The 25,540-nt window shown below is 68.2% G+C and carries 27 protein-coding genes and 1 riboswitch; of the genes, 18 read left to right on the plus strand and 9 right to left on the minus strand.

The features are described from left to right. The first annotated feature begins 1 nt into the window (after position 1). The 4 genes from ACZ50Q_RS26035 (at position 2) to serA (ending at position 4,548) form a co-directional block, all read left to right on the plus strand. Positions 2-1,780 carry a copper resistance system multicopper oxidase gene (locus ACZ50Q_RS26035; protein ID WP_092579960.1) on the plus strand — a complete coding sequence of 593 codons (1,779 nt, stop codon included), beginning with the start codon at positions 2-4 and terminating at the stop codon, positions 1,778-1,780. 3 nt (positions 1,781-1,783) lie between these two features. Beyond that, complete coding sequence (locus tag ACZ50Q_RS26040; RefSeq protein ID WP_092579962.1) at positions 1,784-2,713, plus strand: copper resistance protein B; 930 nt, start codon at positions 1,784-1,786, stop codon at positions 2,711-2,713. A gap of 44 nt (positions 2,714-2,757) precedes the next feature. Beyond that, entirely contained in the window at positions 2,758-3,216 is a 459-nt protein-coding gene (locus ACZ50Q_RS26045; RefSeq protein ID WP_092579964.1) for a DUF411 domain-containing protein, read from the plus strand. A 132-nt stretch (positions 3,217-3,348) separates the two neighbouring features. Continuing rightward, positions 3,349-4,548, plus strand: a complete 1,200-nt coding sequence (serA, locus tag ACZ50Q_RS26050) for a phosphoglycerate dehydrogenase (protein WP_464079956.1) — start codon at positions 3,349-3,351, stop codon at positions 4,546-4,548. Positions 4,549-4,629: 81 nt separating this feature from the next. Here serA and ACZ50Q_RS26055 read toward each other — a convergent pair whose 3' ends face one another. Continuing rightward, a complete protein-coding gene (locus tag ACZ50Q_RS26055; protein ID WP_464079957.1) occupies positions 4,630-5,496 on the minus strand; it encodes a LysR family transcriptional regulator in 867 nt (288 codons plus the stop codon). Between the two features lie 150 nt (positions 5,497-5,646). Here ACZ50Q_RS26055 and ACZ50Q_RS26060 point away from each other — a divergent pair, with 150 nt between their 5' ends. From ACZ50Q_RS26060 to ACZ50Q_RS26075, 4 genes are read left to right on the plus strand one after another with little or no spacing between them, the layout of a single operon-like run. Then, positions 5,647-6,078 carry a VOC family protein gene (locus tag ACZ50Q_RS26060; RefSeq protein WP_076518636.1) on the plus strand — a complete coding sequence of 144 codons (432 nt, stop codon included), beginning with the start codon at positions 5,647-5,649 and terminating at the stop codon, positions 6,076-6,078. A gap of 18 nt (positions 6,079-6,096) precedes the next feature. Continuing rightward, positions 6,097-6,837 carry a 5-oxoprolinase subunit PxpB gene (gene pxpB / locus ACZ50Q_RS26065; protein ID WP_464079958.1) on the plus strand — a complete coding sequence of 247 codons (741 nt, stop codon included), beginning with the start codon at positions 6,097-6,099 and terminating at the stop codon, positions 6,835-6,837. Further along, entirely contained in the window at positions 6,834-7,826 is a 993-nt protein-coding gene (locus ACZ50Q_RS26070) for a 5-oxoprolinase subunit C family protein (RefSeq protein ID WP_464079959.1), read from the plus strand. Before pxpB ends, ACZ50Q_RS26070 begins: the two co-directional genes overlap by 4 nt. Before the next feature lie 13 nt (positions 7,827-7,839). Beyond that, positions 7,840-8,607 (plus strand): LamB/YcsF family protein, encoded by a 768-nt coding sequence (locus tag ACZ50Q_RS26075; RefSeq protein ID WP_092579970.1) that lies wholly within the window; start codon positions 7,840-7,842, stop codon positions 8,605-8,607. A 6-nt stretch (positions 8,608-8,613) separates the two neighbouring features. Here the strand turns inward: ACZ50Q_RS26075 and ACZ50Q_RS26080 are convergent, their stop codons facing one another. Both ACZ50Q_RS26080 and ACZ50Q_RS26085 read right to left on the minus strand, forming a co-directional pair. Further along, on the minus strand, positions 8,614-9,285 hold the full coding sequence (locus ACZ50Q_RS26080; protein ID WP_464079960.1) for a GntR family transcriptional regulator: 672 nt from the start codon (positions 9,283-9,285) through the stop codon (positions 8,614-8,616). Positions 9,286-9,594: 309 nt separating this feature from the next. Further along, the gene (locus ACZ50Q_RS26085; protein WP_464079961.1) at positions 9,595-10,233 is read right to left on the minus strand and encodes a trimeric intracellular cation channel family protein; all 639 of its coding nucleotides are present in this window, start codon (positions 10,231-10,233) and stop codon (positions 9,595-9,597) included. A gap of 222 nt (positions 10,234-10,455) precedes the next feature. On the opposite strand from ACZ50Q_RS26085, the gene ACZ50Q_RS26090 reads away from it, so the two are divergent. Continuing rightward, positions 10,456-11,325: a universal stress protein gene (locus ACZ50Q_RS26090; protein WP_464079962.1), complete on the plus strand. Its 870-nt coding sequence runs from the start codon at positions 10,456-10,458 to the stop codon at positions 11,323-11,325. A 75-nt stretch (positions 11,326-11,400) separates the two neighbouring features. On the opposite strand, the gene ACZ50Q_RS26095 is transcribed toward ACZ50Q_RS26090, so the two are convergent. The 4 genes from ACZ50Q_RS26095 to ACZ50Q_RS26110 form a co-directional block, all read right to left on the minus strand. After that, entirely contained in the window at positions 11,401-12,648 is a 1,248-nt protein-coding gene (locus ACZ50Q_RS26095; protein WP_464082040.1) for a muropeptide transporter, read from the minus strand. A gap of 106 nt (positions 12,649-12,754) precedes the next feature. Next, positions 12,755-13,369, minus strand: coding sequence for a methionine biosynthesis protein MetW (metW, locus tag ACZ50Q_RS26100; RefSeq protein WP_464079963.1), 615 nt, complete (start codon positions 13,367-13,369; stop codon positions 12,755-12,757). Beyond that, entirely contained in the window at positions 13,366-14,625 is a 1,260-nt protein-coding gene (gene metX, locus ACZ50Q_RS26105; protein ID WP_172805872.1) for a homoserine O-succinyltransferase MetX, read from the minus strand. The genes metW and metX overlap by 4 nt, the downstream gene beginning before the upstream one ends. Next, positions 14,615-14,696: riboswitch (SAM riboswitch) on the minus strand. It overlaps the preceding gene by 11 nt. Before the next feature lie 104 nt (positions 14,697-14,800). Continuing rightward, positions 14,801-15,562 (minus strand): GntR family transcriptional regulator, encoded by a 762-nt coding sequence (locus tag ACZ50Q_RS26110; RefSeq protein WP_076518628.1) that lies wholly within the window; start codon positions 15,560-15,562, stop codon positions 14,801-14,803. 183 nt (positions 15,563-15,745) lie between these two features. Between ACZ50Q_RS26110 and ACZ50Q_RS26115 the strand changes: the two genes are divergently transcribed. The 5 genes from ACZ50Q_RS26115 to ACZ50Q_RS26135 all read left to right on the plus strand — a co-directional run bounded on the left by ACZ50Q_RS26115 (position 15,746) and on the right by ACZ50Q_RS26135 (position 20,416). Further along, a complete protein-coding gene (locus tag ACZ50Q_RS26115; RefSeq protein WP_076518627.1) occupies positions 15,746-16,027 on the plus strand; it encodes a UxaA family hydrolase in 282 nt (93 codons plus the stop codon). Positions 16,028-16,055: 28 nt separating this feature from the next. Further along, on the plus strand, positions 16,056-17,231 hold the full coding sequence (locus tag ACZ50Q_RS26120) for a UxaA family hydrolase (RefSeq protein WP_076518626.1): 1,176 nt from the start codon (positions 16,056-16,058) through the stop codon (positions 17,229-17,231). A 156-nt stretch (positions 17,232-17,387) separates the two neighbouring features. After that, complete coding sequence (locus tag ACZ50Q_RS26125) at positions 17,388-18,401, plus strand: Bug family tripartite tricarboxylate transporter substrate binding protein (RefSeq protein WP_076518625.1); 1,014 nt, start codon at positions 17,388-17,390, stop codon at positions 18,399-18,401. Positions 18,402-18,438: 37 nt separating this feature from the next. Beyond that, positions 18,439-19,374 carry a hydroxyacid dehydrogenase gene (locus ACZ50Q_RS26130; RefSeq protein ID WP_464079964.1) on the plus strand — a complete coding sequence of 312 codons (936 nt, stop codon included), beginning with the start codon at positions 18,439-18,441 and terminating at the stop codon, positions 19,372-19,374. A gap of 34 nt (positions 19,375-19,408) precedes the next feature. Then, positions 19,409-20,416 (plus strand): Ldh family oxidoreductase, encoded by a 1,008-nt coding sequence (locus ACZ50Q_RS26135; protein WP_076518623.1) that lies wholly within the window; start codon positions 19,409-19,411, stop codon positions 20,414-20,416. A 16-nt stretch (positions 20,417-20,432) separates the two neighbouring features. Here the strand turns inward: ACZ50Q_RS26135 and ACZ50Q_RS26140 are convergent, their stop codons facing one another. Beyond that, the gene (locus ACZ50Q_RS26140) at positions 20,433-21,329 is read right to left on the minus strand and encodes an AEC family transporter (protein ID WP_464079965.1); all 897 of its coding nucleotides are present in this window, start codon (positions 21,327-21,329) and stop codon (positions 20,433-20,435) included. 134 nt (positions 21,330-21,463) lie between these two features. On the opposite strand from ACZ50Q_RS26140, the gene ACZ50Q_RS26145 reads away from it, so the two are divergent. After that, entirely contained in the window at positions 21,464-21,730 is a 267-nt protein-coding gene (locus ACZ50Q_RS26145) for a helix-turn-helix domain-containing protein (RefSeq protein WP_371467083.1), read from the plus strand. Here ACZ50Q_RS26145 and ACZ50Q_RS26150 read toward each other — a convergent pair. Then, a complete protein-coding gene (locus ACZ50Q_RS26150) occupies positions 21,720-22,259 on the minus strand; it encodes a hypothetical protein (protein WP_076518620.1) in 540 nt (179 codons plus the stop codon). The two genes, ACZ50Q_RS26145 and ACZ50Q_RS26150, sit on opposite strands and share 11 nt — an antisense overlap. Positions 22,260-22,304: 45 nt before the next feature. Here ACZ50Q_RS26150 and ACZ50Q_RS26155 point away from each other — a divergent pair, with 45 nt between their 5' ends. From ACZ50Q_RS26155 to ACZ50Q_RS26165, 3 genes are all read left to right on the plus strand, one after another. Beyond that, positions 22,305-23,318 carry an alpha/beta hydrolase gene (locus ACZ50Q_RS26155; protein ID WP_464079966.1) on the plus strand — a complete coding sequence of 338 codons (1,014 nt, stop codon included), beginning with the start codon at positions 22,305-22,307 and terminating at the stop codon, positions 23,316-23,318. Between the two features lie 32 nt (positions 23,319-23,350). Continuing rightward, on the plus strand, positions 23,351-24,922 hold the full coding sequence (gene gshA / locus ACZ50Q_RS26160) for a glutamate--cysteine ligase (protein WP_464079967.1): 1,572 nt from the start codon (positions 23,351-23,353) through the stop codon (positions 24,920-24,922). 96 nt (positions 24,923-25,018) lie between these two features. Continuing rightward, positions 25,019-25,540, plus strand: a complete 522-nt coding sequence (locus ACZ50Q_RS26165) for a lipocalin family protein (protein ID WP_076518617.1) — start codon at positions 25,019-25,021, stop codon at positions 25,538-25,540.

Genomic DNA, 25,540 nt, shown 5'->3' on the forward strand with positions numbered 1-25,540 from the left:
CATGACGGCGCTCTCTCTTCCCTCGCGCCGGCGCTTCGTGCATGGGCTGGCCGCTGGCGGCGCGCTGGCCGCGCTGGGCGGCTGGCGGTCGGCCCTGGCCTCGCCCCCGCCGCCCCAGGAACTGCGCGGCACCGAATTCCACCTGGACATCGGCGAGACCCCGGTGAATTTCACGGGCGCCGCGCGCATCGCCACCACGGTCAATGGGCAGCTTCCCGCGCCGCTGCTGCGCTGGCGCGAAGGCGACACGGTGACCCTGCATGTCACCAACCGGCTGCGCGAACAGACGTCGATCCACTGGCACGGCATCCTCCTGCCCACGGGCATGGACGGCGTGCCAGGCATGAGCTTTCCCGGCATCGATCCCGGCCAGACCTTCACCTACCGCTTCGACGTGCGCCAGAGCGGCACCTACTGGTATCACAGCCACTCGGGATTCCAGGAGCAGACCGGCCTGTACGGCGCCATCGTCATCGACCCGCGCCGCCGCGATCCGATCGCCGCTGACCGCGACTACACGGTGCTGCTGTCGGACTGGACGGACGAAGACCCGATGCGCGTGTTCAACAAGCTGAAGGTCATGCCGGCCTACTACAACCGCATCCAGCCCACCGTGCAGAGCCTGGCCGCCGACGCGCGCGAACAGGGCTGGCGCGGCGCGCTGGCTGAACGCCTCATGTGGGAACAGATGCGCATGGACCCGACGGACCTGGCGGACGTGTCCGGCGCGACCTACACCTACCTCACCAATGGCGCCACGCCGGCGGGCAACTGGACGGGCCTCTTCAAGCCGGGCGAACGCGTGCGGCTGCGATTCATCAATGGTTCGGCAATGACGTACTTCGACGTGCGCATCCCCGGCCTGAAGATGACGGTCGTGGCCGCCGACGGGCAGGACGTGCGGCCGGTGGAGATCGAGGAATTCCGCATCGGCGTCGCGGAAACCTATGACGTGATCGTCGAACCCCGGGAAGACCGCGCCTATACGATCTTTTCGCAGGCCATGGACCGCTCCGGCTACGCACGCGCCACGCTGGCGCCCCGGACTGGCATGCAGGCCGACGTCCCGGCGCTGGATCCGGTCCAGCGCCTGGGCATGATGGACATGGGCATGGCGCATGGCACGGGCGCGGAACACGGCGCGCCGGGCAAGGACGCCGCGCACGGCGCCGCCGGCGAGGCCACGAGCCACGGCGCGATGCCCGGCATGGAACACGCGGACGTCCATGGCGCCGGCGCGGACCAGGGCGGCATGGTCGAGGTCCGGCACCCCTACCCCGCCGAGCGCGGCGTAGGCAATGCCATGCTGCCCGACGTGGTCTCGACCCGGCTGGACGATCCCGGCGTCGGCCTGCGCGACAACGGCCGCCGCGTGCTGACCTATGCGGACCTGCGCTCGGTGCGCGAGCCGGACGACAATCGCCCGCCGTCGCGCGAGATCGAGCTGCACCTGACGGGCAACATGGAACGCTACATGTGGTCGTTCAATGGCGTGAAGTTCTCGGACGCCCGGCCCATCGTGCTGCGCTACGGCGAGCGCGTGCGCTTCGTGCTGGTCAACGACACGATGATGACGCACCCCATCCACCTGCACGGGCTGTGGAGCGACCTGGAATCGCCCGACGGCGCCTTCCAGGTGCGCAAGCACACGATCTCGCTCAATCCGGCGCAGCGCATCAGCTATCGCGTGAGCGCCGATGCGCGCGGCAACTGGGCCTACCACTGCCACCTGCTGTACCACATGGAGGCCGGCATGTTCAGGGCGGTCGTGGTGGAGTAATCGATGAAACCCCTCGAATCCAGGCATATCCCGCTGGCCGCGTGCGCCATCGCCATCGCGCTGACCGGTCCCGCCTCCTGGGCGCAGCCGAGCGCGGCCGACCACGCCGGCATGGATCACGGCGCGATGAACCACGCCGCGCCGCCCGCCCCCGCGCCACCTGAACACGCCGGCATGGACCATGGCCCGGCGGACCCGGACGGGTCGTCCGCCGCCCCGCCCATCGGCAGCCTGCCCGCCAGCGACGGCGCGGGCGAGCGCGGCTACGACAGCTATGGCATCCATCCGCACATGATGGACAACGCGCCGACGTGGCAGGTCCTGTTCGACAAGTTCGGCGCATCGCACAATCGCGACGGACACAACGCCCTCGAGTGGGATGGCCGCTTCTGGTTCGGCACCGCCACGGACCGCCTGCTGCTCAAGAGCGAGGGCGAACGCGAAAGCGGCGGCGGCTCGGACGGCAAGGTCGAGGCGTTCTGGAGCCATGCCGTGTCGCCGTTCTGGGACCTGCAGCTGGGTGCGCGCCGCGACATCGGCGCGGGCCCCAAGCGCAACTGGGCCGCCATCGGCATCGAAGGCGTGCTGCCCTACGACATCGAGCTGCAGGCCACCGCCTACGCGGGTCCGTCGGGCCGCAGCGCGCTGGCGCTGAAAGCCGAATACGACCTGCTGCTGACCCAGCGGCTGATCCTCACCCCCGAACTGGAGGCCAGCCTCTACGGCAAGGACGATCCGGACCGTGGCGTCGGCGCCGGTCTTTCGGCCGGCTCGTTCTCGCTGCGCCTGCGCTACGAGGTCACCCGGGAATTCGCGCCATATGTTGGCGTATCCTTTGAACGCAAGTTCGGCCAGACTGCAGGCTACGCGGCGGACGCGGGCGAAAGCCGGTCCCAGGCCGCCGTCATGGCGGGCGTGCGCTTCTGGTTCTGACCGGCGCGGCCCCACGGACAACCTCACGCATTGCACGGAGCATCATGAACGTTTCCCGTCTTACACGCCGCCTCGTCATCGCCGCGGCCCTGTGCGCCCCCGCCATCCTGGCCGCGCAAACGCCGGTCAAGGTGGAGGTCTGGAAAACGCCCACCTGCGGCTGCTGCGAGGACTGGGTTCAGCACATGCGCGACAACGGCTTTGCCGTGACCACGCACGACGTCGACGACACCGGCCCCATCCGCCGCAATGCGGGCATGGCGGACTATGGGTCGTGCCACACCGCGATGGTGGACGGCTACGCCGTCGAAGGCCACGTGCCGGCCAGCGACGTGCGCCGGCTGCTGCGGGAAAAGCCGGACGCCGCGGGCCTTGCCGCGCCCGGCATGCCGCTGGGATCGCCGGGCATGGACGGCCCGGAATACGGCGGCCGCAAGACGCCGCACGATGTCGTGCTGGTGGACAAGCGCGGCGGGGCCAAGGTGTTCCAGGCGTACCGCTAGGCAGCGGGCGCGGGCCGGGCGCCCCCTTGCAATGAAACAATTCACCCACACCGCCTCAATGGCTACTCGCCGCACTGCAGCAAAAATGGTCCACAATAAATAAAACCGTTTCTCACCCACCCCCTGGCAGTCATGGCACAAATCGTCCTGTTCGAGAACATCCATCCCAGCGCCCGCGCCGTCTTCGAGGCCGCCGGCTACACCGACATCGTCACGCACGCCGCGGCCCTGCCGCCGTCGCAACTGCACGACGCCCTGCGCGGCGTGCAGGTGGCGGGGATCCGTTCTCGCACCCACCTGGATGCCGCCCTGCTGTCCGGCAACCCCGACCTGCGCGTCGTGGGGTGCTTCTGCATCGGCACGAACCAGGTGGACCTGGACACGGCCATGCAGCGCGGCATTCCGGTTTTCAACGCGCCGTTCTCGAACACGCGCTCGGTGGCCGAGCTGGTGCTGGGCGAAGCCATCCTGCTGCTGCGCCGCATTCCGGAAAAGAACGCGCGCGTGCACCTGGGCCACTGGGACAAGAGCGCCGCGGGCGCGTTTGAAACGCGCGGCAAGACGCTGGGCATCGTGGGCTACGGCAACATCGGCTCGCAGATCAGCACCCTGGCCGAAAGCCTGGGCATGCGCGTCATCTATCACGACGTGGAAGCCAAGCTGCCGCTGGGCAATGCCCGTCCCGCCGGCACGCTGAACGAATTGCTGGAGCAGGCCGACGTCGTCACGCTGCATGTGCCCGGCGGCAAGTCCACCGAAAACATCATGAACGCCGAGACCATCGCACGCATGCGTCGCGGCGCCATCCTGATCAACGCTTCGCGCGGCACGGTCGTGGACATCGCCGCGCTGCACGCGGCGCTGAAGTCCGGGCACCTGGCCGGCGCCGCGCTGGACGTGTTCCCCACCGAACCCAAGGGTCCGGACGAACCGCTGGCCAGCCCGCTCATCGGGATGCCCAACGTCATCCTGACCCCGCACATCGGCGGCAGCACGCAGGAATCGCAAGAGAACATCGGCCGCGAAGTGGCCGAGAAGCTCGTGCGCTTCCTGCAGGCCGGCACCACCAAGGGCGCCGTCAACTTCCCCGAACTGCCGTTCCTGGAGCAGGCCGGCGGCACGCGCATCCTGCATGTGCACCGCAACGCGCCGGGCGCGCTGGGCGCGCTGGACAACCTGATGGCCCAGCACGGCCTGAACATCGTCAGCCAGACGCTGCAGACGCGCGGCCAGATCGGCTACGTGATCACCGACGTGGAAGGCCAGGTGGACGACATCGTAATGACCGCCCTGCGCGATCACCCGATCACGGTGCGCTGCGACCGGCTGTAACGTCAGGAGCCCCTTCGGCGCGAGAGCCCCAATCGGGGCTCTTTTCTTTTGACGCCCCAGGCGGGCTTGCCGCGCGACGGATCAAGGCTCGGAAGCCGCGCGCAGCAGGCATTCCGCGATCTTGTCGCGCACGCTGCCCGGATCGAAGGGCATGCGGCCGATGATGCCAATTTCGCGATGGAAGGCCAGGTCACCCAGCGGCAGGAGCCGCAACCCCGTCATGTCCAGCCGCCGCAACCGCGGCAGCAGCGCGACCCCCAGCCCATGACGCACCATGCCCGCGATGGCCTCGATCTCATCGAGTTCCACGGCCTCGTGCACATTGATGCGGTGCTTCTTCAGGAATATGTCGACGACGCGGCCGCCGAACGACGCGCGGTCGTAGCGGATGAAGGGCTGGGTCGCCAGCAATTCCCGCCAGGGTGCGACGGGCATGGATTCCGGCATCGCCAGCATTACCGGCTCGCTCATCAGCGGCTGCCAGCCCAGTTCCGGCGGCAGCGCGAAAGGCGGACGGATCAGCACGGCAAGATCCACCTCGCCGGCGTCCACCTGGCCCAGCAGCGATAGCGAGACCCCGGGCACGATCCGCACGCGCACGTCGGGATAGACGGCCCGGAATTCACCCACCGCGTGAACCAGCAGATCCTGCTGGACGGAGGCGATGGCCCCGATCCGCAGCAACCCGCTGACATGCCCCCCGCCCGCCGACGCCGCCATGCGCTCGGCCATGGCGACCAGCTCTTCGGCCTGCGGCAGCATTTCCCGGCCCTGGGCGTTCAACACCGCGGCCCGCGGCCCGCGGTCGAAGAGTTCCACCCCCAGGTATTCCTCCAGGCGCTTGATCTGGGCGCTGACCGCCGACTGCGTCAACCCGAGCTGCGCCCCGGCACCCGTAAAGGTGCCGTCCCGGGCGACGGCGAGAAAGGTCTTGAATTCCTTGATCACGATCAAAATTTTCGATGCTAAGACTCGAAAAATATCGTTTTGCTATAAAAAAAACAATACCTAAACTATGCCGTGGTGCTACCGCCGCCGCGCTTGCGGCGGCGCGCCGTCCGAACGATCATTTTTCTTTTGCCTGACCCGGAGCCTTGCATGTCCGCTCAAACCAACCTGCCGCCGTTCCACCTGGCCTTCCCCGTCCGCGACCTGGCCGAAGCCCGCGCCTTCTACGGCGAAAAGCTGGGCTGTCCCGAGGGCCGCAGCTCGCCCGAATGGATCGACTTCAATTTCTACGGCCACCAGATCGTGGCTCACCTGGCGCCCAGCGAATGCGGCCACAAGGCCACCAGCGCCGTGGATTCGCATAATGTGCCCGTGCGCCATTTCGGCGCCGTGCTTTCCATGGAACAATGGGAAGCCATGGCCAAGCGCCTGACCGACGCCGGTACCGAGTTCGTCATCGAGCCCTACATCCGTTTCAAGGGCGAAGTGGGCGAACAGGCCACCATGTTCTTCCTGGATCCGTCGGGCAATGCGCTGGAATTCAAGGCGTTCAAGAACATGGATTCGTTGTTCGCCAAGTAACCCGTCACTACAGGTTTCGTGCCGTTGAACGTCAATCCCGTCCCCCCTTCTCCGGCCGAAACCCGCTGGCGCATCCTGCCCCAGGGTGACCGCTGCCTGATCGTCTCCTTCGGCGATCAGATCGACGCGGCCATCGGCCGCACCTGTCTGGCCGCCGCCCGCAAGCTGCGCGATGCGCGGCTGCCGGGCGTGACCGACGTGGTGCCGTCCTTCGTTGCCGTCGCGGTGCATTACCGGCCGGGCGGACACGGCGAAGGCCCCACCTACGCCGCGCTTTCCGAGCAGATCCAGGCGCTGCTGGCCGCGGGCATTCCCACCGGCGACGCCAGCGGGCGCGAGGTCGACATCCCCGTCTGCTACGGCGGCGAGCACGGCCCGGACCTGGAAGACGTGGCCCGCGCGGCCCACCTGACCCCCGAGGCCGTGATCCGGCTGCACAGCGAGCCCCGCAGCATGGTGTTCATGCTGGGATTCGCGCCCGGCCATGCCTATCTGGGCGTGCACGACGAAAAACTGAACATCCCCCGCCGCCCGTCGCCGCGCACCGCGGTGCCGCCCGGCGCGGTGGCGATCGCCAACCGGCAGACCGTCATCTACCCCAACCGGCTGCCCGGCGGCTGGAACATCATCGGCGCCACGCCGCTCGTCATGTTCGATCCGGCGCGCGAGCCCGCCGCCCTGCTGCAACCCGGCGACACGGTGCGGTTCGTGCCGATCACGCCTGACGAGTTCGACCGCATCCGGGGAGGCCGGCCATGAGCGTGACCGTGATCAAGCCGGGCATGCTGTCCAGCTTCCAGGACCGTGGGCGCGAAGGCTACCAGCACCAGGGCATCCCGGCCGCGGGCGCCATGGACGAACGCGCCCACCGCCTGGCCAATGCGCTGGCGGGCAACGACGGCGATCCCGCCACGCTCGAGATCACCCTGGCGGGGCCCACGCTGCGCTTTGACGCGCCGGCCTGCTTCGCGCTTGCCGGCGCCGACCTGGGCGCCACCCTGAACGGCAAGGACATCCCGCTGCTGCGTCCGCTGGTCGCGCGCGCGGGCGACGTGCTGGCCTTCGGCGCCCGCCCTGCCGTCGGCGTGCGGGCCTATCTGGCCGTGCACGGCGGCTTTGCGCTGACGCCGGTCATGGGCAGCGAAACCACCTATCTGCGCAGCGGCTTCGGCGGCTTCCAGGGACGCGCGCTCGCCAAGGGCGACGCGATCCCCCTGCGCCGCCCGCTCGCGCAAGATCGCGACCTGGCGGCGTTGCAGCAGGCGCTCTGGAACGTGCGCGTCTACCTGCCCGCGACGCTGGGCAACAAGCCGCGCGACGCCATCCGCTTTCTGCCCGGGGTGCACTGGCCGGAATTCTCGCAAGCCAGCCGCCAGGCCTTTTCCGAATCCGAATTCCGCATCAGCCCGCAGTCCGACCGCATGGGCTATCGCCTGATCGGCCCCGCGCTCTCGATGAACCAGCCGCGGCAGATGCTGTCCGAGGCGGCGTGCTTTGGCACCGTGCAGGTGCCTTCGGGCGGCGAAGCCATCATTCTCATGGCCGACCGGCAGACCACCGGCGGCTATCCCAAGATCGCGCAGATCGCCACGGTGGACCTGCCCGCCCTGGCGCAGTACGCGCCCGGCCACGCGCTGCGCTTCCAGCGGATCGAACTCGACGAAGCGCAGCGCCTGGACGGCGAGCGCGAGCGCGCCTTCGTCCAACTGCATGAGGCGCTGGCGCCGCTGCGCGCGCTTCTGGCCTAGAAAGGAAACCGCCATGACCACCCGCATCGACTTGAACTGCGACATGGGCGAAAGCTATGGCGCCTGGACCATGGGCAACGACGCGGCGGTGCTGCAATACGTCAGTTCCGCCAATATCGCCTGCGGTTTTCACGGCGGCGACCCCGCCACCATGCGCAAGACCGTGGCGGCGGCGCTGGCGCAGGGCGTGGCGCTGGGCGCCCACCCCAGCCTGCAGGACCTGGCGGGCTTTGGCCGCCGCGTCATGCAGATCAGCCCCGACGAGGCCTATGACATCGTCGTGTATCAGATCGGCGCCCTGGCCGGCGTGGCGGCGTCTCAGGGCGCGCGCCTGCATCACGTGAAGGCCCACGGCGCGCTCTACAACATGGCGGCCAAGGACGAAAAGCTGGCGCAGGCCATCTGCCAGGCGGTGAAGGACGTGGATGCCTCGCTGATCCTGTACGGACTGGCCGGCAGCAAGCTGATCGACGCCGCGGACGCGATCGGCCTGGCGGCCGCCAACGAAGTCTTTGCAGACCGCTCCTACCAGGACGACGGCTCGCTCACGCCGCGCACACGCGCCGGCGCCATGATCGAAGACGTGGATGTTGCGGTGGCGCAGGTCGTGCGCATGGTGCGGGAAGGCTTGGTGCGGTCGGTGGACGGCAAGGACGTGCCGGTGCGGGCCGACACGCTCTGCATCCATGGCGACCAGCCCAATGCGCTGGTCTTTGCCGATGGCATCCGCCGGGCCCTGGAGCAGGCGGGCATCGAAGTGCGCACGCCGCCGCGCCGCTGACGCGCGTCAGGCGGCGTCCAGCGACGCTTCGCGATAGGCCTGCAGGATGGCCGGCAGCACTTCCACCAGATAGCTGCGGGTCAGGTCGGCCGCGCGGTCGAAATCCCGGCTGGCCAGCGCCTGGATGATGGCTTCGGTGTAGGCGGGAATCTTGATGGTCTCGAGCGACTGCCGGGCCAACAGATAGCCCATCGGCTCGATCTGTTCGTACAGCTTGCTGAGCATGCTGGTGAGCGGCGTGTTGCCCGTATAGCGCGCCGCCGTCAGATAGAACTCGCGCGAGGCCGCGATGAACCCGCGCACATCGCGGCGGTCCATTGCCGCCACGATCGTCTCGTGACAGGCGCCCAGTTCGGCCACCAGCGGCCCCACGTCGGGCATTTCAGCGACCTGCCGGATGCCGTAGGCCTCCAGTTCCGCGCGCAACATGTACAGATGGCGAATCTGGGTTTCGGTGTAGAGCGTGACCCGGAAGCCCTTGCGCTGGATGTGCGTCACCAGGCCACTCAACTCCAGCAGGCGCAGCGCCTCCCGGATGGGGCTGCGGCTGGTGCCGAAACGTTGCTCCAGTTCCTGTTCCCGCAACGGCTGCCCGGGCCGGATGGTGCCGCTCACTATCAATTCACGAATCTGTTCCTGCAGGAAATATGGAATCGTGGCGGGCGCTTTGACGTCCAATCGGCTCCCCTTCTACTGCGCAATGCATGGTATGAGACCGTGACAAGATACTAGAAATCTATTGAAACACAAGCAGAAACACTGTTTCATCCGGGAAAAGTTTGGATCGGGGTTGCGAGTTGTTTTCGGGGCGTTTCCGGGTTGTTTCCGCGCCGTCTCAGGGTTGTGTGCAGGCCGCTTCCCGGTTGTTTCCGGAGCATTCCCGGGTTGTCTCCGGGGGCTTCAGGGTTGTATCCGGGTTGTCTCCGGGTTGAGCCCAGGTTCGGCCCCATCACTGGCGGGTTGCTCCCCGCAGGCAGGCCCGGCGCGTCAGTCCCAGTCGTCCCGATACACGAACTTCGGCATCTGCCAATTGAAGCGCAACGCCATCAGGCGCATCGTCAGGCCCGCCGCCAGCGCAATCGGCACCGAGGCGTTGGCGGATAACCCCAGCGGCATGGCCCCCAGATACAGGGCGCCGGTCACGAGAGACACGCTGGCGTAGAGTTCCTTGCGGAACAGCAGCGGCACCTCGTTGCAGAGCACGTCCCGCAGCACCCCGCCGGCGCACCCGGTGATCATGCCGCTGATGAGCACCACCGTGATCGGCAACTGCATCATCTGCGCCACCTGGCAGCCGATGACGGTGAACGCCACCAGCCCCAGCGCATCGGCCAGCAGGAACACGCTGCGCAGCCGCCGCATGACCGGCGCGATCAGCGCGGTGAGGATCGCCGCGCCGCCCGTCATCCACAGGTATTCGGGATGGACCACCCAGGTCAGCGGATAGTGCCCCAGCAGCACGTCGCGCAGCGACCCGCCGCCCAGCGCGGTCACGCAGGCGATGATGCAGACACCCATCCAGTCCATATCGCGGCGTCCCGCGGACAGCGCGGCCGTCATGGCCTCGGCGACGATGGCGACCAGGTACAGCGTATGCAGGAGAACGGGCGAAAGATCGGTAAACATAGGTGGGCAGGGGCTGAGGCAGGCCCCATTGTATTGAGCCTGGCCCGGGGCCGCGCCATTGCCTGCGCGCGCCGCATCCCGTACGCTCGGATGTGCGTTGATATCGATCAAGCCCAGCCTCGTGTCGCAGCGAGACAATGGAGACGAGCCCAACCGGGCGCTAATGGGCCAGGCAGCGCGGACGCGGGAGCCGCCTCTCTGGCCATCACCGGGAGATTAGGTATGACACAGCAAATTGGCCCCATCCTTCTGGCCACGGACCTGAGTGCGCGCGGCGACAGAGCCCTGGATCGCGCCCTGCAGTTGACCAAGGAACTGAACACCAGGCTGATCGTGCTGCATGTCATGGAATCCCATGCCACGCCGGCGCGGCTGACCACGCCGGTCTGGCGTCGCATGTCGCCTGACCACAAGGCCCTCGTCGAACGCGAGCTTGCCGAAGACGTGGCCGCCGCCGACGTCCCTGCCGAAGTCGTGGTCGCCAAGGGCGATCCCGTCGCCAGCATCCTCGAAACCGCCGACACCTTCGGCTGCTCGCTGATCGTGGCCGGCATCGCCCGCCAGGAAACGCTGGGCCGCCTGCTGCTGGGCACCACCGTCGAAAAACTGGCCCGCCAGGCGCGCCAGCCGGTGCTGGTCGTCAAGAACCGTCCGCGCAGGCCCTACCGCGACGTGCTGGTCGCCACCGACTTCTCGGACGGCTCGCGCCAGGCGTTGCGCGCGGCGCTGCAACTGGTCCCCAATGCCGAACTGACGCTGTTCAACGCCTACGAAGTGCCGTTCCAGAACCTGAACGTGCCCGATGATGCCGTCGTCAGCAGCTTCTACAAGACCGCGGAACAATGCGCCCAGCGTTTCATCGCGGAAACGCCCGAACTGCCCAAGGGCATGCCGACCAAGGTCGTGCTGGAGGCCGGTCAGCCCGAAACCGTGCTGGCCGAGTATTCGTTCACCCACCGGTCCGACCTGGTCGTCACCGGCACCCATGGCCGCACGGGCATCCTGCGCACCGCCATCGGCAGCGTGGCCGAGCGGCTGCTGGAATCCCTGCCCAGCGACGTGCTGATCGTCAGGCTGTCGGGCGAGGCGTAGTCCGCGCCACGCCGCGGCCAACAAAAAAGGCGGCGTTCGCGCGCCGCCTTCGTGCAGGGTGGGGCGTGGCGCGGACTACGCCTCGCCCTGTTTCTCCATGGCGTCGATGGTGCCGCGCAAGACCTTCAGCAGCACCAGGCCGGGCACGGCGATGGCCACCGTCAGCAGGAAAAACCCGGGCCAGCCCAGGTGCAAGACCAACGGCGGCGTGAGCGGCCCGGCCAGGTACGTGCGGCCCACGGCCGACAGGGCCGACAGCAGCGCAAACTGCGTGGCCGAGAACCGCTGCCGGCACAGCGCCATCAACAGGCCCACGAAAGACGCCGTGCCCAGGCCGCCGCACAGGTTCTCGATGCCCACGCCGGTCGCCATTAGCCAGATGTTCTTCGGGCTGACCGCGATCAGCCAGTACGCCAGGTTCGACACCGCCTGCAGCAGACCGAACGCCATCAATGACCGGTACAGCCCCCAGCGCGCCATGACCGAGCCCCCCGCCAGCGCGCCGATGATGGTCGCGGCCAGCCCCAGCACCTTGTTCACGGTGCCCACCTCGGTCGGCGTGAAGCCCGCGCCGCGGATGAGAAAGGTGGTGGACAGGGCGCCGGCGAACGCATCGCCCAGCTTGTACAGCACGATCAGCAGCAGCACCGCCAGCGCGCCGCGCCGGGTGAAAAATTCGTGCAGGGGTTCGGCCACGGCCTCGCGCAGGCTGCGCGGCGCGCGCGCGACATGCTCGGGCTCGGGCGCCCACAGGGTGGCCAGCGCACACAGCAGCATCAGCCCGCCCATCACCATGTAGGTCTGGCCCCACCCTATCCATTGGTCCGCCATGATGAGCGCAAGCCCGCCCGACACGATCATCGCCAGCCGGTAGCCCATGACCTTGATGGCCGCGCCCGCGCCCCGTTCATCCTTGCGCAGCACGTCGGTGCAATAGGCGTCGAAGGCGATGTCCTGCGTGGCCGACAAAAAGGCGACCAACACCGCCAGCAGCGCCAGCGGCATCAGGGCGGACGAGGGCGACAGCGCGCCCATCGCCACGATCGCCACGGCCAGCAGCATTTGCGTGACCAGCATCCAGCCGCGGCGGCGGCCCAGCAGGGGCGGCACAAAGCGGTCGACCAGCGGGGCCCAGAGAAACTTGATGGTGTAGGCCGTGCCCACGAGGGTGAGGAAACCGATTTCCTGCAGCGGAACGCCTTCGACGGTGGCCCACGCCTGCAATGTGCCGCTGGTCAGGGCGAGCGGCAGGCCGCTGGCAAAACCCAGGACCAGCAGCGGGGCGACGCGGGGGCTGGTGTAGACGTTGGATACAGCGGTGATGACGGTCTCCTGAAACGTGGCCGGCGGCGTCGCAGGCGCTGGCCGCGGGCTTGCGGCATTTTAGGGCCTGTTCGTCCGCGCCGTCAGGAGCAGGCGTGTCGGAATGTCAGGGCGACGCGAAGCGGTACACCGCCAGCGTGCTGCGCCAGCTCGGGAAGAGCCGGACTTCCTTGCCTTCGTTGAACGTGGCGCGCTCCAGGATGCGCAGGCCCAGCTCGCCGGCAAGCTGTTCGAAGTCGCGCAGCGTGCACAGGTGGATGTTGGGCGTGTTGTACCACTGGTAGGGCATCTGGCCCGTCACGGGCATGCGGCCGCGCAGGATGGCCCAGCCATGGGGCCAGTAGCCGAAGTTGGGAAACGACACCACGCCGTGGCGCGCGACGCGGGCCATTTCGCGCAGGATGTGCTCGGTCCGGTGCATCGACTGCAGCGTCTGCGACAGCACGACCGTATCGAACTGCTTGTCGTCAAAGAGCGCCAGGCCGTCTTCCAGGTTCTGCTGGATGACTTCGACGCCGCGCCGCACGCAGGCGATCACGCAGGTATCGTCGAGCTCGACGCCTGCCCCCTTCACCTGGCGATGGTCGCGCAGATGCGCCAGCAAGGCGCCGTCGCCGCAGCCCAGGTCCAGGACGCGGCTGCCCGGTTCGATCCATCCGGCGATGCGCGCGAGGTCGGGCCGCAGCGCGCCGTGCGCATAACGGGGTGTCACGGACGTCATTGGGGTTGTCCTTCGGTCAGGTCGGCCGCATCCAGGCCCAGCTCGCGCGCGATGCGTTCGTAGTAGCCCCGGACCACGGCATGGTAGCGGGCGTCTTCCAGCAGGAAGGCGTCGTGCCCGTGCGGCGCGTCGATCTCGGCGTAGGTGACGGGGCTGCCGTTCTTGAGCAGCGCGCGCACGATCTCGCGCGAGCGCTCGGGCGGAAAGCGCCAATCGGTCGAAAACGACACCAGCAGGAAATTGGATTTCGCGGGCGCCAGCGCCCGGGCCAGGTCGCCGCCCGTGGTGCGGGCCGGATCGAAGTAGTCGAGCGCGCGGGTGATCAGCAGATAGGTGTTGGCGTCGAAATAGCGGGTGAACTTTTCGCCCTGGTAGCGCAGGTACGACTCCACCTCGAACTCCACGTCGTAGCCGTAGCGGTAGGCGCCGTTCTCGGCGGGCGCGCGCTGCGCGCGGCCGAACTTTTCGGCCATGTCGTCATCGGACAGATACGTGATGTGGCCGATCATGCGCGCCACCGACAGGCCGCGGCGCGGCACGGTGTCCTGCGCGTAGTAGTCGCCGCCGTGGAAATCCGGGTCGGTGATGATGGCGCGGCGCGCCACTTCGTTAAAGCCGATGTTCTGCGCGGACAGGCGCGGCGTGCTGGCGATGACGATGCAGTTGGCCACGCGCTCGGGCAAGGTGATGGACCAGCTCAGGGCCTGCATGCCGCCCAGCGATCCGCCCATCACGGCGGCAAAGCGTTCGATGCCGAAGTGGTCCGCCACCCGCGCCTGCGCCCGCACCCAGTCTTCCACCGTCAGCACCGGGAACGCGGCGCCCCAGGGCTTGCCGGTCTCGGGATTGATGCTGGCCGGCCCTGTCGAGCCGAAGCAGGAGCCCAGGTTGTTCACGCCGATCACGAAGAAGCGGTTGGTGTCCACCGGCTTGCCCGGGCCCACCATGTTGTCCCACCAGCCGAGGTCGGCGGGGTTGTCCGCGGCCTGCCCCGCGACGTGGTGCGAGGCATTGAGCGCGTGGCAGATGAGGACGGCGTTGGTGCGCTGCGCATTGAGCGTGCCGTAGGTCTCGACGGCCAGCTCGTACGACGCCAGCGATTGGCCGCTCAGCAAAGGCAGCGGCTCGTCGAAACGGATGAAGGTGGGGGAAACGAGGCCGACCGAACCGGGATCAACGGTATCGGCGGTCGTGACGGTTGCGGGTACGAACCCGCTGGCCGAATCACCGGCCAAATTCTGGGCAGGAGTGGTCATACGGACCTCTTTAGCTGGATTTATTGGAAGGCGCCCGCAAGCGGATCAGGCAAATCGGCGCCGAAAATGGGTAGTGCGGCAGGAATTCTAGCACTGCTTGCAGGCGGGGCAATCCGCCGCCCGCCACGCGATCGGGGCCTCGCGTCCCCGCGCGGCGGATGCCTGAATCCCTGCTTCAGGACGCGGCGCCGGCCTCCCAGGGCTCCTGGCCCAGGTATTCGTAGCGTTCGGTATTCACGCGCGACACCCGCCACTCCACCGGCTGGCGGTTGTACGAAAACGCGATGCGGCGGATCTCCAGCAGTGCGCTGCCCTCGGGAACGCCCAGGCAGCGCGCCTGCGTGCGCTCGGCCAGGCAGGTCCGCAGGCGCTCGTCGGTGGCAATGACGTTCACGCCGAAGAGGTCCTGGTACAGCGCGTACAGCGTGCTGGTGCGTTCGCGCAGGTGCGCTTCGGTCAGCCCCGGAAAGCGCGATTCCGGCAGGCAGACGTCGTCGGCCATGACCACGTCGCCGTTGAGCGACAGCACGTTCAGGAACTCGTACACCAGGGCGCCCGCCGGCAGCGCCAGCTTTTCGCGCGCCACCGCCGACGCCTTCACGCGGCGAAAGCGCACCAGTTGGGTGGTCGGATAGGACTTGCTGCCATCCTGCCCGACGATGCGGAAAAACTTGAAGAAGTGGTGGTTGCGCGTATGCACCGCCACGTAGGTGCCCCGCCCCTGATGGCGCACCAGGATGTTCTCGGCCGCCAGTTCGTCGATGGCCTTGCGCAGGGTGCCGATCGATACGCCGAACCGCTCGGCCAGGTGTTTCTCGGGCGGGATCGCCTCGCCCTGCTTCCACTCGCCCTGCGCCAGCGCGGCAAGCACGGCCTGCTTGACCTGTTCGTACAAGGGACTGCCCAAAGGCACAGTCGGTGACAGGCTGGTGTTCATGGGTGCATCGCAATATTCACGGACCCCCAGTGTAGCGGCGCGGGCCGGATCTCCTCAAGTCATGTAATTCATCTATATGATTTAGTTGACTTTGAAAAAACACCGGCCTAAGATTTCCTGGCCGTTGTGATCCGCGCCGCGAGCAACAGCCCGGCGGCGCTCCTGACCCCAGAGAGGAAGACAATGATTCACGCCGTATTGCACGATGCGAAGGACACGGTGGCGGTCGCCGTGGTGGAGGGCCTGACCGCCGGAACGGAACTGAACGCCTGGATCATGGATGAAGACAAGATCATCCATGTGCGCGCGTCGCAGGACATTCCCATCGGCCACAAAGTGGCGATGAAGGACATGGACGTCGGCGACACGGTCTTCAAGTATGGCGTCGACATCGGCCGCGTGGTGGCGCCCATCAAGGCCGGCCAGCACGCCCATGTGCACAACATCAAGACCAAGCGCTGGTAAGCGTCCCCCCATCGCACAGGAATCCACCATGTCCATCATCAATGCCCAGACCACCTTCCAAGGCTATCGCCGCGACAACGGCCGGGTCGGCGTGCGCAACCACGTCATCGTCCTGCCCGTGGACGACATCTCCAATGCCGCCGCCGAAGCCGTCGCCAACAACATCAAGGGCACCCTGGCCCTGCCTCATCCCTATGGCCGGCTCCAGTTCGGCGAAGACCTGGAGCTGCATTTCCGCACCCTGATCGGCACCGGCTGTAACCCCAACGTCGCGGCCGTGGTCGTGATCGGCATCGAGGAAGGCTGGACCAAGCGCGTCGTGGACGGCATCGCCGCCACGGGCAAGCCCGTCATGGGCTTTTCCATCGAACTGCACGGCGACCACGACACCATCATGCGCGCCTCGCGCTGCGCCAAGGAATACGTGCACTACGCCACGGCGCTCACGCGCAGCGAATGCCCGATCTCGGACCTGTGGGTCTCGACCAAGTGCGGCGAATCCGACACCACCTCCGGCTGCGGCGCCAACCCCACGGTCGGCAATGCCTTCGACAAGCTCTATGCGCTGGGGTCCACCCTGGTGTTCGGCGAGACGTCCGAACTCACCGGCGGCGAACACATCGTGGCCGAGCGCTGCGCCAACGATGCCGTGCGCGAAAAATTCATGTTCATGTTCGACCGCTACCAGGCCATGATCGACCGCTGGAAGACCAGCGACCTGTCCGAGTCCCAGCCCACCAAGGGCAACATCGCCGGCGGGCTGACGACCATCGAGGAAAAGGCGCTGGGCAACATCCAGAAAATCGGCAAGAAATGCCGCGTGGACGGCGTCATCGACAAGGCCGAAATGCCGGACGGCCCCGGCTTGTGGTTCATGGACTCGTCCTCGGCGGCGGCCGAGATGGTGACCCTGTGCGCCGCCTCGGGCTATGCCGTGCACTTCTTCCCCACCGGCCAGGGCAACGTGATCGGCAATCCGATCCTGCCGGTCATCAAGATCTGCGCCAATCCGCGCACCGTGCGCACCATGTCCGAACACATAGACGTGGACACCAGCGGCCTCCTGCAGCGCGAGATCGACCTGAACCAGGCCGGCGACAAGCTGCTCGAATGCATGCTGGCCACCGCCAACGGCCGCTGGACCGCCGCCGAGGCCTTGGGCCACCGCGAGTTCGTCCTTACGCGGATCTTCGAAAGCGCCTAGCGCCCGGCCCGGCCGGCGCGTCAAGGAGGACGCGCCGGCCTCCCCTCGCGGCATCATCGCGGCATCACCTACAAGAACCAGCAGACCCGGGCGCAGACCGCGGCAGCATAGGCGTATGCATTCCTACCCGGGCGTTATCCCCAAGGAGGAAGACAGATGAGTAGCGAACCGCATTACCCCCTGCAAGATGCGCAGCGCCGTCGCCTGCTGGGCGCCCTGGGCGCCGCCGGTCTCTGTGCGTTGGCCCCGTGGGAGCGGGCCCTGGCGCAGAAAGGCGCCTGGCCCGAACGCCCCATCAACTACGTGGTGCCCTTCCCGCCCGGCGGGCTGACCGACGTGGCCGCACGGCAGGTCGGCAAGGCGCTGGCGGACGCCGAACGCTGGAACGTCGTAGTCGAGAACAAGCCGGGCGGCAGCGCCAACATCGGCGCCGCGCACGTCTCGCATTCCGCGCCCGACGGCTACACCTGGCTGGCCATCACCCTGTCGCATGCGGCCAACGCCACGCTGTTCGCGGGCAAGGCGGGCTACGACCTGACCCGCGACCTGACGCCGCTGGCCGGCCTGGCCTCTTCGCCCATCATGGTGGTGGTCAACGCCAAGAGCCCCATCAAGAGCATGGACGACCTGGCGCGCGCGGCCAAGGCCAAGCCGCTGTCGGCAGGCTCCAGCGGCAACGGCACGCCGCCGCACCTGACGCTCGCGCTCTACCAGAAGCTGACCGGCGTCCCGCTGATGCATGTCCCGTACAAGGGCGGCGCGCCTTCGCTCACCGACCTGATCGGCGGGCACCTGGACGTGGTGTTCTCCAACTATCCCGAATCGCTGGCGCACGTGAAGAACGGGTCGCTGCGCGCGCTGGCGATCACCACGCGCAAACGCAGCAATGACTTGCCGGACCTGCCGACCACGGCCGAAGTCGGCCTGCCGGACCTGATCGTCGAAAACTTCACCGGTGTGCTCGCGCCCGCCGGCACGCCGCCCGAGCTGGTCCAGCGCATCGGCAGCGCGATCGTCAAGCAGGTCTCGCAGCCCGCCATGCAGCAGGCCCTGCAGCAACTGGGCTTCGTGCCCCAGCCGCGCGGTCCGCAGGAGTTCGGCGCCTACCTGAAGTCCGAGGTCGACCGCTGGGCCAAGATCATCCGCGACGCCAACATCCAGGTCGCCTGAGCGGCCACACTGCCCACCACGAAGAGGAGCCTGGCAGATGCAAGTACTGATATCGGAGTTCATGGACGCGCCCGCGGTCGATGCCTTGCGGCAACGGTTCGACGTGCGCTACGAGCCTGACCTGGTCGAGCGGCGCGGCGCACTGCTCGACGCCGCCGCGCACGCCGACGCCCTCATCGTGCGCAACCGCAGCCAGGTGAACGCCGAGCTGCTGGCGGCCGCGCCGCGCCTGCTCGCGGTGGGCAGGCTGGGGGTCGGGCTGGACAACATCGACCTGCCCGGCTGCGAGGCGCGCGGCATCACGGTCATTCCCGCGACAGGCGCCAATGCCCGCGCCGTGGCCGAGTACGTCATCGGCACGATGCTGTCGCTGTTGCGCGGCGCCTACGCGTCCACGGCGGACGTCGCGGCGGGCAAGTGGCCCCGCAACGCGCTTTCCCAGGGCCTGGAGGCGCACGGCCGCACGCTGGGCGTGGTGGGATTCGGCGGCATCGGCCGCCTGGCCGCCCAGCTCGCGCGCGGACTGGGCATGCGCGTCGTGGGCAGCGACGCCGCCCTGCCGCCCGGCCATCCCGTATGGCAGGAAACCGGCGCCGAGCCGCTGCCGCTGGACGACCTGCTCGCGCAGGCGGACGTGGTGACGCTGCACGTGCCCCTCACGCCCGAGACCCGGCACCTGCTGGACGCCGCGCGCATCGACCGCATGCGTGCAGGGGCCGTCCTCATCAATACCTCGCGCGGCGGCATCGTGGACGAAGCCGCACTCGCAAACGCGCTGCGCGCCGGGCGGCTGCGCGGCGCCGCGCTGGACGTGTTCGAACAGGAACCGCTGCCCGCGGGCAGCCCGCTGGCGCAGGCGCCGAACCTGATCCTCACCCCGCACATCGCCGGACTCACGCAGGAGGCCAACACGCGCGTTTCCGACATGGTGGCCGCCGGTGTGACAATGGCGCTCGACGCCCGCGCACGCTGACGAGGCGCGGCGCGCCTCCCACGACAGGAAGGATATGGCTCACATCTATCTGGACGAACTCCAACACCTGGCCGCCGCCGGCCTCGCCGCCGCCGGCGCCAATCCGGCCATGGCCGACAGCACCGCGCGCGCCCTGGTCTTCGCGGAAAGTCAGGGACTCAGCTCCCATGGGCTGTCGCGCGTGCCGTTCTACGCGGGGCACCTGCGCACCGGCCGCGCCATCGGCTCGGCCGTGCCCCGCATCGTGAACGAGCGCGGCGGCGCGGCCCTGATCGACGCGGGCTCGGGCCTGGCCTTCCCGGCCTGCGCCCTGGCGGTCGAACAGGCCACCGTGCGCGCCCGCGAACATGGCGTGGCGTTCGTCGGCGTGGCCAACAGCCATCATTTCGGCGAGGCCGCCTACCACCTCGAAGCCCTGGCCGATGCCGGCATGGTGGGGCTGGCGCTCAGCAACTCGCCCGCCGCCATGCCGGCGTGGGGCGGCAAGCGCCCGCTGTTCGGCACCAACCCCATCGCGGCGATCTTCCCGCGCCGCGGCGGCGCACGGCTGGTCATCGACCTGTCGCTGTCGCAGGTGGCGCGCGGCAAGCTCATGATCGCGGCGCGCGACAACCAGCCGATCCCGCTGGGCTGGGCGCTGGATGCGCAGGGCCAGCCGACCACCGATCCGAAGGCGGGTCTTGCCGGCAGCATGCTGCCCGCAGGCGGCGTCAAGGGCGCCATGCTTGCCCTCATCGTTGAACTCATGGCGTGCGCGCTGACCGGCGCGCGCTTTGGCAACGAAAACGAGTCGTTCTTCGTGGACGAAGGCGGCCCGGCGCGCCTGGGGCAGGCGTTCATGGCGATCGACCCCAATGCGTTGGCGGGCAACGACGTGTATCTGGAACGCGTGGAAACGCTGGTCGACGCGATGCTCGAGGACGAGGGCGTGCGCCTGCCGGGCGACCGCCGGCGCAAGCTGCGCGACGAGGCCGTCAAGCACGGCCTGGACCTGCCCGATGCGCTGATGGCGCAACTGCGCACGCTGGCCGGCGCCGGCTGACCCGCCGCCGGGCGCCCTAATGCCCGTGGGTGAACCACAGCATCAGCGGCGCCAGCAGCAGGAACACCACGGTGGACACCAGCACGGCGCCCGCCGCGGTATCGCCCAGCGGCGTGTAGCGCCGGGTGTACATGTAGCTGACCACCGCGCAGGGCATGGCCATCTGCAGCGTCAGCGCGCCGGCCAGCACCGGCTCCAGGTCCAGCGCCCACGCCACCGCCAGCCCCGCCGCCAGCCCCACCACCAGGCGGATCGCCCCGACCTTGGCGCCGTCGCGCATGCCATTGGAGGGAATGAGCGCAAGCGCGTGGCCCAGGCTCAGCAGCATCAGCGGGACGGTGACCGCGCCCAGCATGCGCGCCGTCTCGATGACCCACGCCGGGACCGGGATGTGCAGCAGGCGCATCGCCACGGCCACCACCGACGCCAGCAGAATCGGACTCTTCCAGCTTCCCTTCGTGTTCACGCCCGGCAGCAGGCGCACCGCGATGGTGTGCATCACGAACGAGTTCACGGCGAAAAACGCCACGGCCACGGACAGGCCGGCGTCGCCGAATGCCAGCTGCGAAATCGGCAGCCCCAGGTTGCCGGCGTTCGGCAGGAAGGCCGTGGGCAAGAGGCTCAGCACCGGCAGTTTCCAGGCCTTGAGCAACGCCGCGCTGACCAGCGCGCACAGCAGCAGGGCGATCAGCGTCGCGGCGGCCACGTCGGCCAGCGCGCGGTCGTCCAGGCGCGTGGTGACGAAGGTGTGGAACACCAGCGCGGGCGTGGTCACGGACGTCACCAGCGTGGTGATGAAGCTGCCGCCGAAGGGCAGATCGCGCTTGCCCCAGAAAAGCCCGATGCCCACGCAGGAAAGCAGCGGCAACATCAGCACGATGGCTGACAAATAGAACTGCGCGATGGCCAACATGCAACTATTCCGTCAAAGATAAAAAGACCGATGCGTCACGGCATCGTTGCTTGCGCGGGCAGAGGCCGACGCCGCAGCATGGGGCCTTGTCCACAACCGGGCGCCCCGCCCCCGCCGCCATGTCCGCCACACCGATGCGCCTTCTTGCCCACCCATCGCGTTGCGCCATCCGCAGCGCCGTCCCGCCCTCAGGCGTGGGCCTGTCCGACCGCCAGGCCGCGTGCCTGCGATGGTCGGCCGCGGGCAAGACCAGTTGGGAAACGTCCCGCATATTGGGCGTCAGCGAAAGCACCGTGAATTTCCACCTGCGCAACGCCTGCGCCCGGCTGGGCGTGCGCGGCCGGCGCGCGGCGGTGGTCGCGGCCCTGCGGCTGGGCCTGCTTGAACCGCTCAAGGCTTGAGGACGACCGACCGCAGGAATTCGCGCGCGCGCTCGGCGGGCAGGCTTTCCTCGGTGCCGGCGGCCACCGCCTCGATCAGCATGGTGTCGGTGACCCAGACCTTGGCATGCAGCCAGCCCGGCTTGCCGACCGCCTTGCCGTGCACCTCGATATCCTGTCCGAAGGCCGGCCATTCCTTGGGCGGCGGCGCCTGCATGTTGGCGTAGAGCGATCGCATCAGCGCCACGCCCAGCGCCTGCCGCGCCGCGGGACTGGCCGCGATCTCGGGCGGCAGGGGCGCCGACCCCACGGCAAACACCGCTTCGCCGACGGTGGCGCTGGCCAGGGTGAAGGGCAGCGTGTGCGTGTCCAGCCTCAGTTCCCGGGTTTCGGTCGACACCCGGGCGGGGAACGCCGCGCGCACATGGCCGTCGGCCACGTCCATCTCGCGCCAGTTGTAACTGGGCGAGCAGGCGGCCAAGACCAGCGCCAGCGCCAAAAAAACGCCCGCTTTCTTGAACATGAAACGAAACAGCGATGAAATCGTCATTACCCGAGAACCCGCAAGGTCCAGTCATTTCGAGGAATCCAGAAATTGTCGCCGATTTCCATGGCCCCCGCGCCCGACGGCACGCCGCTCGCCAATTATTCCTGGCCGGCGGCGCCCAACGTGCCGCTGCCCATCGCGGGCGGGGATGATCCCGACGCGGGGCGCGCTGACGCCAGCCGCCCCGATGCCAGCCACCCGGACCCGGGCCGCCCCGGCGTGGGCCGCCCCAGCATGGGCTGCCCCGGCGTGGGCCGCCCCAGCATCTACCTCCTGCATGGCCTGAGCGAACATGCCGGCCGCTATGACCGGCTGGCGCGCTGGCTGACCGCCCGCGGCTGGACGGTGGGCGCGCACGATCACCGCGGCCATGGCCGCTCGGGCGGTCACCCGGCCACGCTGCGGCACCAGGAAGACCTGGTCACCGACGCCGTGGACAGGCTGCACGCCTGGACGCGGGCTTGCGGGCGGCCGCCCATCCTGTTGGGCCACAGCCTGGGCGCGCTGGTCGCCGTGCGCATCGCCCAGCATCGCCTGGCGCCCCTGGACGGGCTGGTGCTCAGCTCGCCGCCCTTTGCCGTCAATGTCCCGCTCTGGGTGCGCCGCACCCTGACATGGATGTCCCTGCACGCGCCCGACCTGCGCGTGCCGCACGGCCTGGCCCCGGCCCGCATCTCCCATGACCGCGCCGTCGTGAAGGCTTACCGCGCCGATCCCCTGGTGCGGCGCCGGATGACCGGCCGGCTGGCCCGCTTCGTGGACGAAGCCGGACGGCAGGCCCTGCACGAAGCCACCCTGCTGCCCTGCCGCACCCTGCTGATGGTGGCCGGCGACGATTCCATCGTGGCCGCCGAAGGCAGCCGCCAGTTCGCCCAGCGGGCGCCGGCCGAACTGCTGACCCTGCGCTGGTACGACACCGCCTGGCACGAGATCTTCAACGAGACCGCCCCCATCGCCGATCCGGTCTATGCTGACCTGGACGAATGGCTGGCGCGCACCGCCCAGGCATTGTCCCTGTCCCCAGTACTGGTTCCCTCTGCACAGGAGGCCAGCACCCCGTAAAATCCGGCGACAGCCCCCAACGAGAACACTCCGTGACCGATACTGCCGCCAACCGCCTCGCCCGCCTAGAGGCCAACCGCTCGCTGCTGACCCAGACCCTGCGGGGCATCGAGAAAGAAGGCCTGCGCGTGGACGAACAGGGCATCCTGGCCCGCACGCCGCACCCCGCCGGCCTGGGCTCGGCGCTGACGAACGAACACGTCACCACCGATTATTCCGAATCGCTGCTCGAACTGATCACGGGCACGCACCAGGATGTGGACGCGCTGCTGTCCGAGCTTGCCGATACCCACCGCCACGTCTACGGCGTGCTGGACCATGAACTGATCTGGAACCAGTCCATGCCGGCCACGCTGCCGCCCGAACCGGAAATCCCCATCGCCTGGTACGGCACGTCCAACACCGGCATGCTCAAGCACGTCTACCGCCGCGGCCTGGCCGAGCGCTACGGCAAGACGATGCAGTGCATCGCCGGCGTGCACTACAACTTCTCCCTGCCCGAAGCCCTGTGGTCGGTGCTCGATACGCAACCGGGCTCGGACCAGGACCGCCGCTCGCGCGGCTACATCGGCCTGATCCGCAACTTCACGCGCTATTCGTGGCTGCTGATGTATCTGTTCGGGTCAGCGCCCGCGCTGGCCAGCGATTTCCTGCAAGGCCAGGACCATGCGCTGGAAAAGCTGGGCGACCACACGCTGTACCTGCCGTACGCCACCAGCCTGCGCATGAGCGACCTGGGCTACCAGAACAAGGCGCAGTCGCAGCTCAAGCTCTGCTACAACGACCTGGACACCTTCCTCGGCCGCCTGTACGGCGCCGTGACGCAGCCCTGGCCTGATTACCAGAAGATCGGCACGCATCGCAACGGCGAATGGATCCAGCTCAACACCAACGTGCTGCAGATCGAAAACGAGTACTACTCCAGCATCCGCCCCAAGCGCGCCACCGGCCGTTGCGAACGCCCCATCACGGCGCTGGCCGAGCGCGGCGTGCAGTACGTGGAAGTGCGCTGCCTGGACATCGATCCGTATTCGCCCGTGGGCATCGAACCGGCCACCGCCCGCTTCGTCGACGCTTTCCTGCTGTTCTGCACGGCCTCCGACAGCCCCTTTTTCCCGGCCAACGGCTACTGTCAGCGCAGCGCCGACAATTTCTCGATCGTGGTCAAGGAAGGCCGCACGCCCGGCCTCATGCTGGACCGCGAAGGCCAGGCCATCGGCCTGTCGCAATGGGGCCATGAACTGCTGGACCAGATCGCGCCCTACGCCGCGCTGTACGACAGCGTGATGGGCGGCAGCGCGTATGCCGACGCCCTCGCCGCGCAGCGCGACAAGCTCGACCGTCCCGACACCACGCCGTCGGCGCGCCTGCTGGCCGAATTGAAGGACAGCGGCCTGTCGTTCCACGACTACTCGCTGGCGCTCAGCCGCAAGCATGCGGATACGCTGCGCGCGCAACCGCTGCCGGCCGATGTGGCGGCGGCCTATCAGCAGGCGGCGGTGCAGTCCGCCGCCGAACAGCTGCGCCTGGAGCAGTCGGACACCGAGGATTTCGACACCTACGTGAGCCGCTATCACGCCGCGCTGAAAGCGCCGCGCAAGTAAGGCGTATCAAATAAGGCGTATCGTTAGGGCTCGGTCCGCGCCGCCTGCCGGGCAGGCGGCGCGAACCCTTACCAGTCATATCAGGAGGTTTTATCCATGCGCCGCACCGCAACATTCCTGCTGGCCCTGGCGGCCAGTGTGGCGGGCATCGCCCATGCCGCGCCGCCGCCCATGCAGACCGTGGAATCCGTGGATCTGAAACGCTACGTCGGGATGTGGTACGAAATCGCCAACTTCCCCATGTTCTTCCAGCGCAACTGCGTGGGAGACACGACCGCCGAGTACACCGCCAACCCCGACGGCACGATCGGCGTGAACAACCGCTGCCGCACCAAGGACGGGGATATCGATTCGGCCTCGGGCACCGCCACGGTGGTCGAAGGCAGCAACAACGCCAAGCTCGAAGTGTCGTTCTTCAAGCCGTTCAAGGGCGATTACTGGGTGATCGGCCTGGACCCGGACTACCGCTGGGCGGTCGTCGGCACGCCCGACCGCAAGTACCTGTGGATCCTGTCGCGCTCGCCGCAACTGCCCAAGGAAGAACTGGACAAGGCGCTGGCCGCCGCCACGGCGCAGGGCTACCAGCTCGACGAGCTGCGCTACACGCCGCAGAAGTAA

The organism is Achromobacter sp. T5-5 (assembly GCF_055397965.1).

Excerpts from the sequence above, each read along its gene's own strand:
- ACZ50Q_RS26040 (WP_092579962.1), top strand. The coding sequence starts at position 1,784 with ATGAAACCCCTCGAATCCAGGCATATCCCGCTGGCCGCGTGCGCCATC.
- metX (WP_172805872.1), bottom strand. The coding sequence starts at position 14,625 with ATGACCACTCCTGCCCAGAATTTGGCCGGTGATTCGGCCAGCGGGTTC.
- metW (WP_464079963.1), bottom strand. The coding sequence starts at position 13,369 with ATGACGTCCGTGACACCCCGTTATGCGCACGGCGCGCTGCGGCCCGAC.
- ACZ50Q_RS26115 (WP_076518627.1), top strand. The coding sequence starts at position 15,746 with ATGATTCACGCCGTATTGCACGATGCGAAGGACACGGTGGCGGTCGCC.
- serA (WP_464079956.1), top strand. The coding sequence starts at position 3,349 with ATGGCACAAATCGTCCTGTTCGAGAACATCCATCCCAGCGCCCGCGCC.
- ACZ50Q_RS26165 (WP_076518617.1), top strand. The coding sequence starts at position 25,019 with ATGCGCCGCACCGCAACATTCCTGCTGGCCCTGGCGGCCAGTGTGGCG.
- ACZ50Q_RS26060 (WP_076518636.1), top strand. The coding sequence starts at position 5,647 with ATGTCCGCTCAAACCAACCTGCCGCCGTTCCACCTGGCCTTCCCCGTC.
- ACZ50Q_RS26110 (WP_076518628.1), bottom strand. The coding sequence starts at position 15,562 with ATGAACACCAGCCTGTCACCGACTGTGCCTTTGGGCAGTCCCTTGTAC.
- ACZ50Q_RS26090 (WP_464079962.1), top strand. The coding sequence starts at position 10,456 with ATGACACAGCAAATTGGCCCCATCCTTCTGGCCACGGACCTGAGTGCG.
- ACZ50Q_RS26045 (WP_092579964.1), top strand. The coding sequence starts at position 2,758 with ATGAACGTTTCCCGTCTTACACGCCGCCTCGTCATCGCCGCGGCCCTG.
- ACZ50Q_RS26140 (WP_464079965.1), bottom strand. The coding sequence starts at position 21,329 with ATGTTGGCCATCGCGCAGTTCTATTTGTCAGCCATCGTGCTGATGTTG.
- ACZ50Q_RS26120 (WP_076518626.1), top strand. The coding sequence starts at position 16,056 with ATGTCCATCATCAATGCCCAGACCACCTTCCAAGGCTATCGCCGCGAC.
- ACZ50Q_RS26145 (WP_371467083.1), top strand. The coding sequence starts at position 21,464 with ATGCGCCTTCTTGCCCACCCATCGCGTTGCGCCATCCGCAGCGCCGTC.
- ACZ50Q_RS26085 (WP_464079961.1), bottom strand. The coding sequence starts at position 10,233 with ATGTTTACCGATCTTTCGCCCGTTCTCCTGCATACGCTGTACCTGGTC.
- ACZ50Q_RS26150 (WP_076518620.1), bottom strand. The coding sequence starts at position 22,259 with ATGACGATTTCATCGCTGTTTCGTTTCATGTTCAAGAAAGCGGGCGTT.
- ACZ50Q_RS26070 (WP_464079959.1), top strand. The coding sequence starts at position 6,834 with ATGAGCGTGACCGTGATCAAGCCGGGCATGCTGTCCAGCTTCCAGGAC.
- ACZ50Q_RS26075 (WP_092579970.1), top strand. The coding sequence starts at position 7,840 with ATGACCACCCGCATCGACTTGAACTGCGACATGGGCGAAAGCTATGGC.
- ACZ50Q_RS26035 (WP_092579960.1), top strand. The coding sequence starts at position 2 with ATGACGGCGCTCTCTCTTCCCTCGCGCCGGCGCTTCGTGCATGGGCTG.
- ACZ50Q_RS26125 (WP_076518625.1), top strand. The coding sequence starts at position 17,388 with ATGAGTAGCGAACCGCATTACCCCCTGCAAGATGCGCAGCGCCGTCGC.
- ACZ50Q_RS26130 (WP_464079964.1), top strand. The coding sequence starts at position 18,439 with ATGCAAGTACTGATATCGGAGTTCATGGACGCGCCCGCGGTCGATGCC.
- ACZ50Q_RS26135 (WP_076518623.1), top strand. The coding sequence starts at position 19,409 with ATGGCTCACATCTATCTGGACGAACTCCAACACCTGGCCGCCGCCGGC.